The sequence below is a fragment of the Cellulosimicrobium funkei genome, from assembly GCF_900155925.1.
Lineage (GTDB): Bacteria > Actinomycetota > Actinomycetes > Actinomycetales > Cellulomonadaceae > Cellulosimicrobium > Cellulosimicrobium funkei.
Window position 1 is genome coordinate 533,190 of sequence record NZ_FTMI01000003.1, and the last position, 17,531, is coordinate 550,720.

The following is a 17,531-nucleotide window of genomic DNA, read 5'->3' on the forward strand; positions in this document are numbered from 1 at the left end:
GCACGGGCGGGGCGACCACCAGGGCTATCGCCGCTTGGCACACTATTACTGTCCTGATCGCGGCGGGAGACCCCGGTCGAGACCGATCGCGTCACCGAGGGGTCTCCTGCGACGACAGCGAACAGGACCCCGTGACATCCTCAGGGACATGCAGACCTGGCCAGGCCACCCCTACCCCCTCGGCGCCACGTACGACGGCACGGGGACCAACTTCGCGCTCTTCTCCGAGATCGCCGAGCGCGTCGAGCTCTGCCTCTTCGACGACGACGGGAACGAGACCCGCGTCGACGTCGAGGAGATCGACGCGCACGTCTGGCACGTCTACCTCCCGGGCAAGGGCCCCGGCACGCGCTACGGCTACCGCGTGCACGGACCCTACGACCCCGCGAACGGCCACCGCTGCAACCCGGCGAAGCTCCTGCTCGACCCGTACGCGAAGGCGATCGAGGGGCAGATCGACGGCGACGAGTCGCTGTTCTCCTACCGTTTCGCCGACGCGGACGAGGTCGCGCAGGCGGTCGAGCCCGCCGAGGGCGAGGAGGACGACGCACCCCCGCCCGCTCCCCCGCTCAACGACGACGACTCGGCCGGGCACACGATGATGTCGGTCGTCATCAACCCGTTCTTCGACTGGGGCCACGACCGCCCGCCGAACCGGGACTACCACGACAGCGTCATCTACGAGGCGCACGTCAAGGGCATGACGATGCTCCACCCGGACGTCCCCGACGAGCTGCGCGGCACCTACGCGGGCATGGCGCACCCGGCCGTCATCGAGCACCTCGTGACGCTGGGCGTCACGGCGGTCGAGCTCATGCCGGTGCACCAGTTCGTCAACGACCCCACGCTCGTCGAGAAGGGGCTGTCGAACTACTGGGGTTACAACACCATCGGGTTCTTCGCGCCCCACAACGGGTACGCGGCCTACGGGACGCGCGGGCAGCAGGTCATGGAGTTCAAGACCATGGTCAAGGCTCTGCACGAGGCCGGCATCGAGGTCATCCTCGACGTGGTCTACAACCACACCGCGGAGGGCAACCACCTCGGCCCGACGCTGAGCTTCCGCGGCATCGACAACAAGGCCTACTACCGGCTCGTGGACGGCGACGAGGCGCACTACTTCGACACGACCGGCACGGGCAACTCGCTGCTCATGCGCTCGCCGCACGTGCTCCAGCTCATCATGGACTCGCTGCGGTACTGGGTGACCGAGATGCACGTGGACGGGTTCCGCTTCGACCTCGCGGCCACGCTCGCGCGCCAGTTCCACGAGGTCGACCGCCTCTCGGCGTTCTTCGACATCGTGCAGCAGGACCCGGTCATCTCCCAGGTCAAGCTCATCGCCGAGCCGTGGGACCTCGGCGACGGCGGCTACCAGGTGGGCGGCTTCCCGCCCCTGTGGACGGAGTGGAACGGGCGCTACCGCGACACGGTGCGCGACTTCTGGCGCGGCGAGCCCTCGACGCTGCCCGAGCTCGCGAGCCGGCTCACGGGCTCGTCCGACCTCTACGAGCACGGCGGGCGCAAGCCCATCGCGTCGATCAACTTCGTCACCGCGCACGACGGCTTCACGCTCAACGACCTCGTGTCGTACAACGAGAAGCACAACGAGGCGAACGGCGAGGACAACAACGACGGCGAGAGCCACAACCGGTCCTGGAACTGCGGGGTCGAGGGCCCGACGGACGACCCCGACGTGCGGTCGCTGCGGGCGCGCCAGCGCCGGAACTTCTTCGCCACGCTGCTGCTCTCGCAGGGCGTGCCCATGCTCGCGCACGGCGACGAGATCGCGCGCACCCAGCGCGGCAACAACAACGGCTACTGCCAGGACAACGAGATCACCTGGATGGACTGGGGCGGCGAGGAGGGCCTCGACGACGAGCGGGCCGCGCTCCTCGACTTCGCGCGCCGGGTCGTGTGGCTGCGCCGCGACCACCCCGTGCTGCACCGGCGGCGTTTCTTCGTGGGCCGGCAGGACGGCGCGGAGCCGGGCATGCCCGAGGGTCCCGACGACCTCCCGGACATCGAGTGGCTCGACATCACCGGCTCGCGCATGGACCAGCAGGACTGGGACCACGCCTACGCGCGCACCGTCATGGTGTTCCTCAACGGCGACGCGATCCCCGAGCAGGACCGGCGCGGCGAGCCGATCGTCGACGACTCGTTCCTGCTGCTGCTCAACGCGCACTCCGAGGAGCTGGACTTCACCGTGCCGCCGGCGGCCTACGGGGAGAGCTGGGACGTCGTGCTGGACACCGACGGCACGGTCGACGTCGGCGAGGTGCTGCAGCCCGGGGAGACCGTGTCCGTGACGGGCCGCAGCGTCATCGTCCTGACCCGCCCGCCGCTGCGATGACCGCCGTCTCCCCCGCCGGCACGCCGGGCGCGCCGCCCCGCGTCCCGGTGTCGACGTACCGGCTCCAGCTCGGCCCCGACCTCACGTTCGACGACGCCGCGCGCCAGGTGCCGTACCTCGCGAGCCTCGGCGTCACGCACCTCTACCTCTCGCCGGTGCTCCAGGCGGCGCCCGGGTCGACCCACGGGTACGACGTCGTCGACCACACGCGGATCAGCGACGAGCTCGGCGGGCGCGAGGGCCTCGGACGGCTCGCCGCCGCGGCCCGCGACGCGGGCCTGGGCATGGTGCTCGACGTCGTCCCGAACCACATGGCGGTCCCCACTCCCGCGTGGCACAACCGTGCGCTGTGGTCGGTCCTGGAGGAGGGCTCCGACTCCCCGTACGCCCGGTGGTTCGACGTCGACTGGTCGGCGGGCGAGGGCGCGGTCCTCATGCCCGTCCTCGGCGCGCGCCTCGGCGACGTGCTCGCGGCGGGCGAGCTCGTGCTGGACGAGGTCGAGGTCCCGGGCACGCCCGGGCCCCGGCGCGTCCTGCGCTACTACGACCACGTGTTCCCGGTGCGGGCCGGGACGGAGGACCTGCCGCTCGCGGAGCTCGTCGAGCGCCAGCACTACCGGCTGGCCTACTGGCGCGTAGGCGACGAGGAGCTCAACTACCGCCGGTTCTTCGACGTCGGCTCCCTCGTCGCGGTCCGGGTCGAGGACGAGGAGGTGTTCGACGCGACGCACGCGCTCGTGCTCGACCTGGTCACGTCCGGGGTCGTCGACGGCCTGCGCATCGACCACCCCGACGGCCTCGCGGACCCGGCGCAGTACCTCCAGCGCCTCGCGGACCGCACCGACGGCGCGTGGGTCGTCGTCGAGAAGATCCTCGCGGGCGAGGAGCAGGTGCCGCCCGACTGGGCGACGGTCGGGACGACCGGCTACGACGTCGCGTGGCGCCTGCAGCAGCTCTTCGTCGACCCGGGCGGCCGGTCGGGCCTCGACGCCGTGATGACGCGCCTCACGGGCGCGCCTCCCGGCGGCCTCGGCGCGCTCGTCGAGGAGGCGAAGCGCGAGGTCGTCGCCGGCCCCCTCTACGCGGAGGTGCACCGGCTCACGGACCTGGCGGCCGCCGTCTGCCACGACGACCCGCGCCTGCGCGACCACACGTGGCGCGGCCTGCACCAGTGCCTGCGCGAGCTGCTCGTCGCGTTCGACCGCTACCGCGCGTACGTGGTGCCGGGCACCCCGCCGCGGCACGAGGCGGTCCGGGCCGTCGAGGAGGCGGCCGAGCGCGCCCGCGCGCACCTCGACCCGCAGCGCGCGGAGACGCTCGCCGTCGTCGTGGACCTCGTGCTCGGCCGCGAGGTCGGCAGCGCGGGGCGACGGCGCGAGGCGCGCCGCGACGAGCTCGTCGTGCGCTTCCAGCAGGTGTGCGGTGCCGTGACGGCGAAGGGCGTCGAGGACACGGCGTTCTACCGCTGGACCGAGCTCGTGAGCCTGTGCGAGGTCGGGGGCGAGCCGGACCGGTTCAGCCTCGGCGTGCACGACTGGCACGCGTTCGCGCAGCGGTTCGCCGCGCTCACCCCGCACGCCCTCACCGCCGGGTCGACGCACGACACCAAGCGCGGCGAGGACACGCGCGCGGCCCTCGGCGTGCTGTCCGAGGACGCGGGCGCGTGGTCGCGGCTCGTCGACGAGGTGCGCGCGGCGACCGCCCCCTACCGCGGGGTCCTCGTCGACGGTCTCGCCGAGAACCTGCTGTGGCAGACCGTGGCCGGGACCTGGCTCCCCGACGCGACCACGCCGGACGACGCGACCGACGGCACGTCCGAGGCCGCGATCGCTCCCGACCGGCTCGTCGACTACCTGCGCAAGGCGCTGCGCGAGGCGAAGGTCGCGACGTCGTGGACGAGCCCGGACGAGGCGTACGAGGAGGCCGTGGCCGAGCTCGCCCGCCGCGCGCTCGCCGACCCCGCCGTGACCGGGGCGTTCGCCCGGTGGGCGCGCGAGCACCGCGAGGAGCTGCGCGCCGCGAGCCTCGGGATCACGCTCACGCGGCTCACGGCCCCGGGCGTCGCGGACGTCTACCAGGGCGCCGAGTCGTACGCGCCCACGCTCGTCGACCCGGACAACCGCCGTCCCGTGGACGTCGACGACCTCACCGAGCGCCTCGCGCGGCTCGACGGCGGGGCACCCCCGCGGACGCTCGCGGACGAGAAGCTGCTCGTCACGGCGCGCGCCCTGCGCGTGCGCCGCGCCCTCGCCGCCGCGTTCGTCGGCGACGGCGCCGGGTACGCGCCCGTCGCGTCGTCGACGCCGTGCGCGCTCGCGTTCGCGCGCACGGCCCCGGCCGGCACCCCCACGGGCGACCCCGCGACCGCCGACGCGTCCGGTGGCGACCGCCCGGACGACGCGGCCGTCGCGCACGTCGTCACGGTGGCGACCCGGCTCGCCGGGACGGTCGACCGCCTCGGCGGGTGGCGCGACCACGTCGTCGCGCTCCCCGCGGGCACGGGCACGTGGGTCGACGTGCTCACCGGGCGCGAGCACCCGGCGGGGACCGTCCGCGTCGCGGACCTGCTCACCGAGCTGCCGGTCGCGCTGCTCGTCGCGGCGGGCTCCTCCGCGAGCGCCGCGGCGACGGGCGAGGGCGCATCATGACGGCGGGCACCCCGGTCCCGCCCCCGCGCGTCCCCGCACCCCAGGCCACGCCCCTCCTCGCCGTGCCGGGGCCGCGGCCCGTGGTGTGGGCGCCGACGGCGCGCAGCGTCGAGCTCCTGCTGCCGGAGCAGGGCTCGGGCACGTTCGAGGGCGCCGAGCGCCTCCCGCTGCGCCTCGTGGGGGCGCACGTGCCGGGCTGGTGGGGGTACGACCACGAGCTGCCGTGGGGCACGGACTACGGGTACTCCGTCGACGGCGGTCCGGGCCGGCCGGACCCGCGCAGCCCGTGGCAGCCGTACGGGGTGCACGGGCCGAGCCGCACGTTCGACCCGGCGTTCGCCTGGACGGACGCCGCGTGGCCGGGCCGCGACGTGCGTGGCGAGGTGCTCTACGAGCTGCACGTCGGGACGTTCACGCCGCAGGGCACGCTCGACGCGGCGATCGACCGGCTCGACCACCTGGTCGCGCTGGGCGTCGGCGCGGTCGAGCTCCTGCCGGTCGCGGCGTTCGGCGGCGAGCGGGGCTGGGGCTACGACGGCGTGCACCTGTACGCGGTGCACGAGCCGTACGGCGGTCCGCGCGCCCTCCAGCGGTTCGTGGACGCCGCGCACGCCCGGGGGCTCGCGGTGGTGCTCGACGTCGTCTACAACCACCTCGGCCCGTCGGGGAACTACCTGCCGGAGTTCGGCCCGTACTTCACGGACGCGCACACGACCCCGTGGGGCTCGGCCGTGAACCTCGACCGCCCGGGCAGCCGGGAGGTGCGCGAGTGGGTGATCGACAACGCCGAGCGGTGGTTCGTCGAGTTCCACGTGGACGCGCTGCGGCTCGACGCGGTGCACGCCCTCGTCGACGACTCCCCGACGCACCTCCTCGCGGAGCTGGCGCGGCGCGTGGACCGCGTGGAGCAGGAGCTCGGGCGGCCGCTGACGCTCGTCGCCGAGTCGGACGAGAACGACCCGGCGACCGTGACGGGCGTGGAGCAGGGCGGGCGCGGGATGCGCGCGCAGTGGGCGGACGACGTCCACCACGCCGTGCACGCGCTGCTCACCGGGGAGCGCCAGGGCTACTACGTCGACTTCGGCTCGGTCGCGGTGCTGCGCAAGGCGCTCACGGGCGTGTTCGTGCACGACGGCACGTACTCGACGTTCCGGGAGCGCGAGTGGGGTCACCCGGTCCCCGCCGGGACCGACGGCCACGCGTTCGTCGTGAGCTCGCAGAACCACGACCAGGTCGGCAACCGCGCGCACGGCGACCGCACGTCGGCGACGCTCGACGGCGGCGGTCTCGCGACGGCCGCGGCGCTCGTGCTCGTGTCGCCGTTCACGCCGATGCTGTTCATGGGCGAGGAGTGGGGGGCGTCCACGCCGTGGCAGTTCTTCACGGACCACGCGGAGCCGGAGCTCGCGGAGGCCGTCCGCGCGGGCCGGGCGGCCGAGTTCGCCGACCACGGGTGGGGCGGCGGCGACCCCGTGCCCGACCCGCAGGCCCGCTCGACGCGGGACGCGAGCGTCCTCGACTGGTCCGAGCGGGAGCGCGGCGAGCACGCGCGCCTGCTCGCCTGGTACCGGGACCTGGTGGCGCTGCGGTCGCGGCCCGACGTGCGCTCGGGCGACCTCTCGCTCGTGCGCGTCCACGGCCCGGGCGGCCCGGAGGACGACGCGGCGGGCGAGGAGCAGACGACGGGCGCCGCCCCGCACGGCGGGCCCGCGTTCGTCGTGGACCGGCGCACCGTCGCGGTCGCGGTGAACCTCGGGGACGCCCCGCGGCGCCTGCGGCTCGCGCTCGGCGGCACGCCGCGCGTGCTCGCCGCCTGGGACCCGGCGACCCGGGCAGGCCGGCACCACGTCGACCTGCCCGCGCGTTCGGTCGCCGTCCTGGCGCGCGGGTGACTACGCTCGCGCCCATGGCGACGACGAAGACGAAGGCCACGCACGGCAAGGGCGCGGAGGGCGCCTGGGAGGTCCCGCCGGAGCAGGCGCTGCGGGTGCCGGAGGGCTTCGACCTCGCGGCGTTCGACCGCGCGTCGACCCCGGGGTTCACGGGCGACAAGGCCGCCGGGAAGGCCCTCGTCGCGCAGCACGCGGACGAGCTGTCCGAGCTGCAGGAGCGCCTGTTCGCCGAGGGCCGCTCGGGCGGGTCCCGGTCGGTGCTCCTCGTCCTGCAGGGCATGGACACCGCCGGCAAGGGCGGGATCGTGCGGCACGTCGTCGGGCTCGTCGACCCGCAGGGCGTCGCGCACCGGTCGTTCGGGGTGCCCACGCCCGAGGAGCGGCGGCACGACTACCTGTGGCGGATCCGCCGCGCGCTGCCCGAGCCGGGGTACATCGGCGTCTTCGACCGGTCGCACTACGAGGACGTGCTCGTCGCGCGCGTCGACGCGCTCGTGCCGCCCGCGGTGTGGGAGGCGCGCTACGACGAGATCAACCGCTTCGAGGCCGAGGTCGCCGCGGCGGGGACCACGATCGTCAAGGTCGCCCTGCTCGTCTCCTACGAGGAGCAGCGCGCGCGGCTCATGGAGCGGCTCGAGCGCCCGGACAAGTTCTGGAAGTACAACCCGAACGACGTCGACTCGCGCCAGAAGTGGCCTGCGTACCAGGAGGCGTACCAGGCCGTCCTCGACCGGACGAGCACCGACGTCGCGCCGTGGCACGTGGTCCCGGCCGACCGGAAGTGGTTCGCGCGCCTCGCGGTGAGCGAGCTCCTGCTCGACGCGCTGCGCGGCCTCGACCTCGGGTGGCCCCCGGCCGACTTCGACGTCGCGGTCGAGAAGGCGCGCCTCGCCGCGACGTGACGCTCAGGCCGCGCCGCGCGCGACCGTGCGGCCGTCCTCCGCGAGCGCACCGAGGCGCGACAGCGCGCGGTAGTACTTCTTGCGATACCCGCCGCGCAGCATCTCCTCGGTGAACAGGCTCCGCTCCCCCGTGTACGCGCCGGTCCCGGCGAGGAGCACGGGCACGTCGCGGTCGTAGAGGCGGTCGACGAGCACGACGAGGCGCAGCGCCGCGGACTGCTCGGTGACGGGGTGCACGCCCGTGAGCGCGACGACCTCGACGCCGTCGAGCAGCGCCCGGTACCGGCTGGGGTGGACCTGCGACAGGTGCGCGAGCAGGTCGTCGAACACGTCGAGGGTCGCGCCGGGCCGGCCGGTGACGGCCGCCCGCACGTCGGCCTCGGGAAGCGGCGCGGAGTCCGTGACGACCGCGCGGTGCCGGTAGTCCTCGCCGTCGACGCGCAGCACCTCGAACCGGGCCGCGAGCGCCTGGATCTCGCGCAGGAAGTCCTCGGCGGCGAAGCGGCCCTCGCCGAGCGCCTCGGGGAGCGTGTTCGACGTCGCGGCCAGCGCCACGCCGCGGTCCGCGAGCTCGCGCAGGAGCCGCGACATGAGGACGGTGTCGCCCGGGTCGTCGAGCTCGAACTCGTCGATGCACACGAGCTTCTTCGTGGCGAGCGCGTCCACCGTCGCCCGGAAGCCGAGCGCGCCGACGAGGTTCGTGTACTCGACGAACGTGCCGTACGCGCTGACGTCGAGGCCCACCGCGTGCGCGAGGGACGTGAGCAGGTGCGTCTTGCCGACCCCGAACCCGCCGTCCATGTACACCGCGGGCGCCGTCTGCTTCCGGGCGCCGAACAGCCCCTTGCGCGCGGGCTTCACGACGGCGGCCGCGACCTCCTCGAGCCGCGCGACGGTGCGCGCCTGGCTGGGGTAGGCGGCGTTGGCGCGGTAGGTCGAGAACCGCGCGTCGGCGAAGTGCCGCGGCGGCACGAGGTCGGCGAGGAGCCGGGCGGGAGGCACGGAGGGCCGGACGTCGGCGAGGGCGCGGACGGGCCCGCCGGGGGTCGGCGAGGAGGCCGACGCGCGGGCGGTGCCGGGGAGGGCTGCCGGGGCCGAGGGACCACCGGAGGCAGGCGCAGTCACGAGGATCCAGCCTACGCCTGCGGCTAGCCTGGCCGCTGTGACCTCGACCACCACCCCGCCCGACGGGCCCGTCGCGCCCGGCGGGCGCACCGACCTCCCCGCGCTCGACGTGCTCCTGCCCGCCGCGGAGCACCTCCCGCCCGACCCGCGCGAGGACCGGCTCGCCGCGCTCTACGCCTACGGGTCCCCGGTGCGCGGGGCGAGCGTCGTGCGCGCGAACATGGTCGCGAGCGTCGACGGGGCGGCGTGGGGCCCCGACGAGCGGTCGGGGTCGATCAACGACGACGCGGACTGGCGCGTGTTCCGCGTCCTGCGGGCGCTGGCGGACGTGGTGCTCGTCGGGGCGGGCACGGCGCGCGCCGAGGGCTACACCCCGCTCGGCCGGCCGCGCGGGCTGCGGCACCTGCACGACGCCCCGCTCGAGCTCGCCGTCGTCAGCCGCAGCGGCCGCGTGCCCCCGGCGCTCGCCGGGACGGACCGCCCGCCGTTCGTGCTGACCGGCCCGGCCGGGGCCGCCACCGCCCGGGGCGACGTGCCCGCGGACCGGGTGCTCGTCGTCGGGCAGGACGCGGCGGACGACGCGCTCGACCTCGCCACGGGGCTGGCCGCGCTCGCCGGGCGGGGCCTCACGCGCGTGCTCACCGAGGGTGGCCCGTCGCTGCTGGCGGACCTCCTCGCCGCGGACCTCGTCGACGAGCTGTGCGTGACGACCACCCCGACGCTCGTGGGGCCCGGACCGGGACGGATCGTGGGCGGCGCCCCGGCTCCGGGGACGACCACGGCCCTCCCCCGCGGGGCACGCCTCGCCCACCTGCTGCACGCCCCCGAGGACCGGCCCGGGTCGCCCGCCGGTACGACCGCCGCGCGCTGGCTCCTCCCGCTAGGCTGACCCGCGTGACCGACACGATCCTCGTCCTGACCGAAGACACGCTCAACCCGGCCGACGTGCAGCACATCCTGTCGCTGCACGAGGACGAGCAGCTCGCCTACCGGGTGCTGGTCCCGGCAGACACGGAGCGCAACGTCATCTCGGGGATCATCGACCACCTCAGCGTGGGCGAGCTCAAGGAGGCGTGGGACGAGGTCCTGGGCCGCGAGCCCTCGCCCACGACGGCGAAGGCGGAGGCGAGCGAGCAGCTCGAGCGCAGCGTGGCCGAGCTCCGCGCGGCGGGCCGCGAGGCGGACGGCGTCGTCGTCGACGACGACCCGCTGCCGGCGCTGCGCACGGCCGTCGCGTCCGGCGGGGCGCGCGAGATCGTCGTCGTGACGTACCCGCACGCGGTCGAGGACACGTTCCACACCGACTGGGCCTCCCGCGCGCGCGAGGAGCTGCACGTCCCCGTGCTGCACCTCTACTCGGGCACGAGCGAGCTGGGCTGACCCTCCCGGCGTCCGGCCGGCGAGGACGCCTGCCGGTCCGGCGGTCGGCGGACCCGCGGGGTCACGCCCCGCGGACGCGGTGCCCGGCGCGGCGGATCGTCGCGCGGGCGAGCTGGTCGGTCGAGTCGAGGTAGAGCGGGTCGGCGAGCAGATCGTGGTCGACGGCGACCACGGACAGCTCCGTGCAGCCCAGCACGATGACCTGGGCCCCGCGCTCGACGAGCCGCCCCGCGACGGCCCGGAACGTCTCGATGTCGACCGGCCGCCCCGCCTTCACCTGCTCGTAGATGATCTGCGACACGAGCGCCTGGTCGGCGTCGTCGGGCACGAGCGCCTCGATCCCGTGGCGCGCGAACGCGTCCTGGTACACGCCCGACGCCGCGGTCCCCGCCGTCGCGAGCAGGCCCACCGCGCGCAGGTCGTCGACCCGCGCCCGCGCCGCGTCGACCGTCGTGTCGATGATGGAGACGAACGGGACGCTGATCGCGTCGAGCACCTGCTGCGTGAAGTAGTGCGCGGTGTTGCACGGCATGACGAGGAAGTCCGCGCCGAAGCGCTCGAGCCGCTCCGCGTCCCGCGCGAGCACCGGGCCCGGGTCCGCGTCCGACCGCCCGAGGATGAAGTCCGTGCGGTCGGGGATCGTCGCGTGGTTGAGCACGACGGCGTCGACGTGGTCCTGGTCGCGCTCGGCCTCCGTGAGCGCGACGAGGAGCTGGAGGAAGTAGGCCGTGGCGAGCGGCCCGACACCTCCGAGCACTCCGACGAGGGGCTGGGCGTGGTCCTGGTCCGGTCGCGACGTCACCCGTGGATCCTACGGCGCCCGCGTCCCGGGGAGCGGGCCGTGCGGACCGTAGGATGGCGGACGCCCGCCGACCCGACAGAGAAACGGACGACCCTCCGCGATGACGTACGGCAACGCCGAGTTCCTCCCCATCGTCCTGGGGACCAACCTCAACACCTACAACATCGCGAGGTCGTTGCACGAGGCGTACGGCGTCCGCACGCTGGCCCTGGGCCGCTTCCCCCTGCGCGAGACGGCGGACTCCCGCATCGTCGACGTGCGCACCTACCGCGACTTCGACGACCCGGAGCGCATCGTCGCCGTCCTGCGCGAGCTCGCCGAGGAGTTCCCGGGCCGCAAGCGCCTGCTCATCGCGAACATCGAGTTCTACACGAACGTCGTCGTCGCCCACCGGGCCGAGCTCGAGGACCTCTACGTCATCCCGCTCGTCGGCGAGGACCTGGCCGCGCGCCTCATGAACAAGACGGACTTCGCGCGCACGTGCGCGGAGCTCGGCGTGCCGCACCCGGAGACGGTGATCGCCACGGCGGCCGACGTCGACGCCCCCGGCTTCGGCGAGGACCTGCCCTTCCCGTACCCGCTCATCCTCAAGCCGGCCGACACCGATACCTACCCGCGCCTGCGGTTCGAGGGCAAGAAGAAGGTGTACCTCGTCCAGGACGCGGCCGAGCTGCGCGACGTCGGCCGCCGCATCTACGCCGCCGGCTACACGGACGACCTCATCGTCCAGGAGTACCTCGCGGGCGACGAGTCGGTCATGCGCGTGGTCAACACGTACTCCGACCGTCACGGCCGCCTGCGGTTCCTGTCCGCGGCCCAGATCGTGCTCGGCGAGTACGACCCGAAGCTCGTCGGGAACTACAACGCCGTCGTGACGATGAAGGACGACCGGCTCACGGAGTCCGTCCGGCACCTGCTCGACAGCCTCGGCTACGTCGGCGCCGCGAACCTGGACGTCATGTACGACCGCCGCACCGGCACGAGCAAGATCCTCGAGGTCAACCTGCGCCAGGGCGCGGCGAGCTTCTACACGATGGCCGCCGGCGGCAACCTCGCGCGCTGCTACGTCGAGGACCTCGTGTACGGGCGCGAGCTGCCCGAGCAGGTCACGTCGGACGCGCGCCTGTGGGTCAACGTGCCCTACCCCGTCGTCCGGGCGCTCGTCCCGGTGTCGCTGCGCCACCGCGTGAAGAAGGCCCGCAAGCACGGCGTGTGGCACACCCTGCGGTACGCGCCCGACCGCAGCCTGCGCCGCCGCCTCGACGTGTGGCGCGTGGACCTGCACCACACGCTCGACTACGTGAAGTTCGCGCGCTCGCGCCCGTCGGCGTAACCGCGGGAGTCGCGGCGCCGACCAGGTGGTCGTGGCCCGTCCGGTGTCGCGGACGCGCCGGGATCACCTGGTCGGCCGCCACGGACCGCCTGGTCGTGGGGCTCAGGCGCCCAGGGCGGACCGGACGGCCTCGACGAGGCGGCGGGCCGTCGCGACGCCCACCGTGGTCGGCAGGTTGACGACGCGCGCGACGAGGTCCTCCGTCGTCGCGAGCGCGGGGTCGCCCGGGGTGTACCCGTAGACCGCGGGGTCGTCCGGACCGGGGAACAGCGCCGGCCGGTACCACTTGCCGACGTAAAACCCGGCGGCCGTGAGCTCGGCGACCAGGCGGTCGGCGGTCGCGGCGTCGGGCGCGAAGAACGGGAACCGCACGAGCGGCGCGCGCTCCCCGATCCCGGCCGGGACCTCGACGACGCCCGACAGCCCGCGCACGTACTCCGCGACCGTGTCGGCGCGGCGCGCCTCGGTGTCGCCGCTGGACCGCAGCGCGTCGACCATGCGGTCCACGACCCACGCGGACGGGCGCTGCGGCGGGTGCGCGAGGCCGCCCCGGTTCTCCACGGGAGCGATCGCCGGCTCGTACGCCCCGACGGCCGTGAGCGCGCCACGCACCTTGCCCGCCGCCGCGCCGGGGAGGCGGTTGAGCACGCGCACCTGGGTGCGAAAGCTGCGCGCGGCGAGGTCGAGCCGCGGCCCGACGGCGGGGAGCGCGTCGAGCGCCGCCACCGTCGCCGCGCGCAGCGCCGGGTCGAGCGCGGGGCTCACCCACACCGCCCCGCCGAACCGCGTGGGCAGCAGCTTCTCGACGCCGAACGAGTGGAACGAGACGTCGGCGACGGGCGTGCCGTCGGCGTCGCGCGCGAGGCGCCCCACGCAGTGCGCGCTGTCCTCGACGAGCAGCGCCCCGACGGAGCGCGCGGCGTCGCGCAGGCGCCGCGCGGCCGGCTCGTCGACGATCCCGAACGTGTTCTGGAGCACGACCGCCCGCGTGCCCGGGCCGACGGCGAGCCGGTCGGGGTCGATCGCGACCGTCGCCGGGGACACCTCGGCGTAGACCGGCCGCAGCCCGGCCACGAGCACCGGGTCGACCGCCGTCGAGCACGTGAACACCTGCGTGACCACGTCGCCCGGGCCCCGCGCCTCGGCGAGCGCGCGGAACACGACCTCCATCCCGTAGCGGGCCTTGAAGACGAGGAACCAGTCGGCCGGGTCGGTGCCCGTCCGGTCGGCGAGCATCCTCGTCGCGGTCGCGTCCTGCGGGTGGCGGCTCATCGTTCTCCGTGTCGTCCGGCGTCAGGGGGTCGGGGCCGACGCAGCGGCCCGCGCGCCTAGCCTGCCACGTCGGCGGGCCGGCCGGGCCGAGCCGCTCGTCACGCGCGGGGACCGACCGCGCGCGACCGGACGTGCGGGCGACACGAGGTACGGGCCCGGGACGCGCGACGGCGGCCGCCGCGCCGGAGCGCGACGACCGCCGTCGGGACGTCGGAGAGAAACGTCAGGCGTCGGACTCGGTGCGGTCGCCCGACCACTCGGTGTGGAAGACGCCCGGCTTGTCGACGCGGCGGTAGGTGTGCGCGCCGAAGAAGTCGCGCTGCGCCTGGATGAGCGCGGCGGGCAGGCGCTCGGCCCGCACGCCGTCGTAGTAGGCGAGCGACGACGAGAACGCGGGCGTCGGCACGCCGTTGAGGGCGGCCTGCGCCACCACGCGACGCCACGCCGCGAGGCCGTTGCCGACCGCGCCGGTGAAGTACTCGTCGGCGAGGAGCAGCGGGAGCTGCGCGTCGCGCTCGTACGCCTCGGTGATGCGGTTGAGGAAGCGCGCGCGGATGATGCAGCCGCCGCGCCAGATGCGGGCCATCGCGCCGCGGTCGATGTCCCAGCCGTACTCGGCCGACGCGGCCGCGATCTGGTCGAAGCCCTGGGAGTACGCGACGACCTTCGACGCGTAGAGCGCGAGGCGCACGTCCTCGACGAACGCGTCGCGGTCCTGCACGTCCCACGCCGCGGCGTCGGCGGGCAGCGCGGCGCGACCGGCCTCGCGCTGCGGGACCGAGCCGGACAGCGCGCGCGCGAACGTCGCCTCGGCGATGCCCGTGATCGGCACGCCGAGGTCGAGGCCGTTCTGCACCGTCCAGCGGCCGGTGCCCTTCTGCTCCGCCTGGTCGAGAACGACGTCGACGAACGCCTTGCCGGTCTCCGCGTCGACGTGCTGGAGCACGTCCGCGGTGATCTCGATGAGGAACGACTCGAGGTCGCCCGTGTTCCACTGCGCGAAGATCTCGCCGATCTCCTGCGCGGACGCGCCGAGCCCCTGCTTGAGCAGGTCGTACGCCTCGGCGATGAGCTGCATGTCGGCGTACTCGATGCCGTTGTGCACCATCTTGACGAAGTGGCCGGCGCCGTCGGGCCCGACGTAGGTGCAGCAGGGCACGCCGTCGACCTTCGCCGAGATGTCCTCGAGGATCGGGCCGAGGCTCTGGTACGACTCGCGCGTGCCGCCCGGCATGATCGACGGACCGTTGAGCGCGCCCTCCTCGCCGCCCGAGACGCCCGTGCCGACGAAGTGCAGGCCCAGCGCCGCGAGGGCCTTCTCCCGGCGGATCGTGTCGGGGAAGTGCGCGTTGCCGGCGTCGACGACGATGTCGCCCTCCTCCAGCAGCGGCACGAGCTCGTCGATGACGGCGTCGGTCGCCGCGCCCGCCTTGACCATGATGACGACCTTGCGCGGGCGCTCGAGCGAGGCCACGAAGTCCGCCATCGACTCCGACGGCACGAAGTCGCCCTCGGTGCCCGCCTCGGCGATCAGGGACTCGGTCTTGGCGTACGAGCGGTTGTGCACCGCGACCGTGTAGCCGTGCCGGGCGAAGTTGCGGGCCAGGTTGCGACCCATGACGGCGAGTCCGGTCACACCGATCTGTGCGCGTGCTGACATCTGCTTCCCTGCTCCTCGAGGGTCGGTCCCGGCGCACGACGGCTGCGCGCGGGAGGGCGCGGAACCGGGCCGGGCGCGGGCGCGCGGCCGGGTGCACCGGGGATGGATACGCTGCCAGCCTAGTCCTCGGGCGCCGTCGAGCCCCGGGGGTGCCACGATCCGGTCACCCGCAGGGATCGTGACGAAGTCGGGATCACGATTCGATGACACCCGCGCGGCGTGCGTCCGTCCCGCCCCTCGCGCTCGTACTGTGCCGGGGTGACCACCCCTCACGGGACCGACGCTCCCCCGGAGTTCCGTGCCGTCCTCGACGCCCTGGGCGCGCGCCGGCTGCGGCCCGAGGTGACGCTGCGCGAAGTCCCCGCCCCGCGCCGGATCGCGCCGTGGTCGGTCGCGCTCACGGGCGAGGTCGAGGCGGCGCGCTCCGACGACCCCGAGCTCGCGTCGGGGCGCTTCATCGTCCTCTACGACCCGGCAGGCCAGGAGGCGTGGGAGGGCCGGTTCCGCGTCGTCACGCTCGTGCGCGCGACTTTGGAGCCGGAGATGGCGGCGGAGGACGTGCTCGCCGAGGTCGCGTGGACGTGGCTCGAGGACGCCCTGCACGACACGGGCGCCGTCGTGCGCGCGGAGGGCGGCACGGTCACGCGCGTGCTGTCCCAGAGCTTCGGGGCGCTGGCCGGCAAGCACAACGACGTCGAGCTCGAGATGCGCGCGTCGTGGACGCCCGTCGCGCCGGGCCCGGGCACGGCCGACCTCGGCGACCACCTCGCGGCGTGGGCGCAGCTCTTGTGCACCGCCGCCGGGCTGCCGCCGCTCCCCGAGGGCGTGACCCCCCTCGGTGCTCGACCCCCCGCGCGACGCAATACCGTGGGCTCATGAGCTCGACCGCAGCACCCGCTCCCCCTCCGCTCGACCCGGCACCCGGGGCGGAGCGCGCCCCGACCGTCGTCACCCCGCTGACGGAGCCGTCCGACGGCGTCGGCCCCGTCGTCGACACGCCCGCCGCGTTCGCGCGCGTCGTCGAGGCGTTCGCCGCTGCGAGCGGCCCCGTGGCCGCCGACGCCGAGCGCGCGTCCGGCTACCGGTACGGCCAGCGCACCTACCTCGTGCAGGTGCGCCGCGAGGGCGCGGGCACCGCGCTCGTCGACCCGGTCGCCGTGCCCGACCTGTCGCCGCTGCGCGAGGCGGTCGGGGACGCCGAGTGGGTCCTGCACGCCGCGTCCCAGGACCTGCCGGGGCTCGCGGAGCACGGGGTCGTCCCGGCGAGCGTGTTCGACACCGAGCTCGCCGCCCGCCTGCTGGGGATGGAGCGCGTCGGCCTCGCGGCGGTGGTCGCCGAGGTGCTCGGGCTCGGCCTCGCCAAGGAGCACTCGGCGGTGGACTGGTCGACGCGGCCCCTGCCCGAGGACTGGCTGCGGTACGCGGCGCTCGACGTCGAGGTGCTCGTCCCGCTGCGCCGCGCGCTCGGGGAGCGGCTCGACGAGGCGGGCAAGGCGGACTGGGCGGCGCAGGAGTTCGAGGCCGTGCGCACCGCGGGACCGCCGGCCCCGCGGCCCGAGCCGTGGCGTCGGACGTCCGGCACGCACACGCTGCGCGACCCGCGGCGGCTGGCCGTGGTCCGCAGCCTGTGGGAGGCCCGCGACGCGACCGCCCGGGCGCGGGACATCGCTCCCGGGCGCGTCCTGCCCGACCGCGCGATCGTCGCCGCGGCGGAGGCGCTGCCGCGCACGGCCGGCCAGCTCGTGGAGCTGCCGCCGTTCGCGGGCAAGGGCACGCGCCGTCGCGCGGCGTACTGGCAGCGGGCCGTCGACGCGGCGCTCGCGCTGCCCGCGAGCGCGCTGCCGACCACGCGCGGGCCGCGCACGGACGCCCCGCCCCCGCCGCGCGCGTGGGCGGACCGCGACCCGGGCGCCGCGGCACGGCTCGACGCGGCGCGCGGCGTCGTGCAGGAGCTCGCCGAGCGGTACGCGCTGCCCGTCGAGAACGTGCTCCAGCCCGACGCCCTGCGGCGCCTGTGCTGGACGCCGCCGGAGCCCGCCGACGCGGCGGGGATCGCCGCGTTCCTGCGCGGCCGCGGGGCGCGCGAGTGGCAGGTGGGGCTCGTCGCGGAGCCCCTCGCGGACGCGTTCGAGCGCGCCGGCGAGCGGTAGCGGGAGGGTAG

13 protein-coding genes are annotated in these 17,531 nt (G+C 75.0%); 9 read left to right on the top strand and 4 right to left on the bottom strand.

What is annotated here, in order from left to right:
- The first annotated feature begins 148 nt into the window (after positions 1 to 148).
- The 4 genes from glgX to BXA05_RS10645 are packed head-to-tail and all read left to right on the top strand — an operon-like array spanning position 149 to position 7,798.
- Positions 149 to 2,356, top strand: coding sequence for a glycogen debranching protein GlgX (gene glgX, locus BXA05_RS10630; protein WP_076404939.1), 2,208 nt, complete (start codon positions 149 to 151; stop codon positions 2,354 to 2,356).
- Entirely contained in the window at positions 2,353 to 5,004 is a 2,652-nt protein-coding gene (gene treY / locus BXA05_RS10635; RefSeq protein WP_076404940.1) for a malto-oligosyltrehalose synthase, read from the top strand. Before glgX ends, treY begins: the two co-directional genes overlap by 4 nt.
- Entirely contained in the window at positions 5,001 to 6,896 is a 1,896-nt protein-coding gene (gene treZ, locus BXA05_RS10640; protein WP_076404941.1) for a malto-oligosyltrehalose trehalohydrolase, read from the top strand. The genes treY and treZ overlap by 4 nt, the downstream gene beginning before the upstream one ends.
- Positions 6,897 to 6,910: 14 nt before the next feature.
- Positions 6,911 to 7,798: a polyphosphate kinase 2 family protein gene (locus BXA05_RS10645; RefSeq protein WP_061268186.1), complete on the top strand. Its 888-nt coding sequence runs from the start codon at positions 6,911 to 6,913 to the stop codon at positions 7,796 to 7,798.
- Between the two features lie 3 nt (positions 7,799 to 7,801).
- Here BXA05_RS10645 and zapE read toward each other — a convergent pair whose 3' ends face one another.
- The gene (gene zapE / locus BXA05_RS10650; protein ID WP_061268187.1) at positions 7,802 to 8,923 is read right to left on the bottom strand and encodes a cell division protein ZapE; all 1,122 of its coding nucleotides are present in this window, start codon (positions 8,921 to 8,923) and stop codon (positions 7,802 to 7,804) included.
- Between the two features lie 37 nt (positions 8,924 to 8,960).
- Between zapE and BXA05_RS10655 the strand changes: the two genes are divergently transcribed.
- Positions 8,961 to 9,812 carry a dihydrofolate reductase family protein gene (locus tag BXA05_RS10655; RefSeq protein WP_076404942.1) on the top strand — a complete coding sequence of 284 codons (852 nt, stop codon included), beginning with the start codon at positions 8,961 to 8,963 and terminating at the stop codon, positions 9,810 to 9,812.
- 5 nt (positions 9,813 to 9,817) lie between these two features.
- Entirely contained in the window at positions 9,818 to 10,303 is a 486-nt protein-coding gene (locus BXA05_RS10660; protein ID WP_061268189.1) for a putative universal stress family protein, read from the top strand.
- A gap of 61 nt (positions 10,304 to 10,364) precedes the next feature.
- Here the strand turns inward: BXA05_RS10660 and cuyB are convergent, their stop codons facing one another.
- Positions 10,365 to 11,105: a cysteate racemase gene (cuyB, locus tag BXA05_RS10665; protein WP_076404943.1), complete on the bottom strand. Its 741-nt coding sequence runs from the start codon at positions 11,103 to 11,105 to the stop codon at positions 10,365 to 10,367.
- A 100-nt stretch (positions 11,106 to 11,205) separates the two neighbouring features.
- On the opposite strand from cuyB, the gene BXA05_RS10670 reads away from it, so the two are divergent.
- A complete protein-coding gene (locus BXA05_RS10670) occupies positions 11,206 to 12,438 on the top strand; it encodes a carboxylate--amine ligase (RefSeq protein ID WP_076404944.1) in 1,233 nt (410 codons plus the stop codon).
- Positions 12,439 to 12,540: 102 nt separating this feature from the next.
- Here BXA05_RS10670 and BXA05_RS10675 read toward each other — a convergent pair whose 3' ends face one another.
- Both BXA05_RS10675 and gndA read right to left on the bottom strand, forming a co-directional pair.
- Positions 12,541 to 13,710, bottom strand: coding sequence for a DegT/DnrJ/EryC1/StrS family aminotransferase (locus tag BXA05_RS10675; RefSeq protein WP_076404945.1), 1,170 nt, complete (start codon positions 13,708 to 13,710; stop codon positions 12,541 to 12,543).
- A gap of 223 nt (positions 13,711 to 13,933) precedes the next feature.
- The gene (gndA, locus tag BXA05_RS10680) at positions 13,934 to 15,370 is read right to left on the bottom strand and encodes an NADP-dependent phosphogluconate dehydrogenase (RefSeq protein ID WP_061268192.1); all 1,437 of its coding nucleotides are present in this window, start codon (positions 15,368 to 15,370) and stop codon (positions 13,934 to 13,936) included.
- A gap of 258 nt (positions 15,371 to 15,628) precedes the next feature.
- Between gndA and BXA05_RS10685 the strand changes: the two genes are divergently transcribed.
- Positions 15,629 to 16,249, top strand: a complete 621-nt coding sequence (locus BXA05_RS10685) for a DUF3000 domain-containing protein (RefSeq protein WP_034655857.1) — start codon at positions 15,629 to 15,631, stop codon at positions 16,247 to 16,249.
- Positions 16,246 to 17,520, top strand: coding sequence for an HRDC domain-containing protein (locus tag BXA05_RS10690; RefSeq protein ID WP_061268193.1), 1,275 nt, complete (start codon positions 16,246 to 16,248; stop codon positions 17,518 to 17,520). The genes BXA05_RS10685 and BXA05_RS10690 overlap by 4 nt, the downstream gene beginning before the upstream one ends.
- Positions 17,521 to 17,531 lie beyond the last annotated feature (11 nt).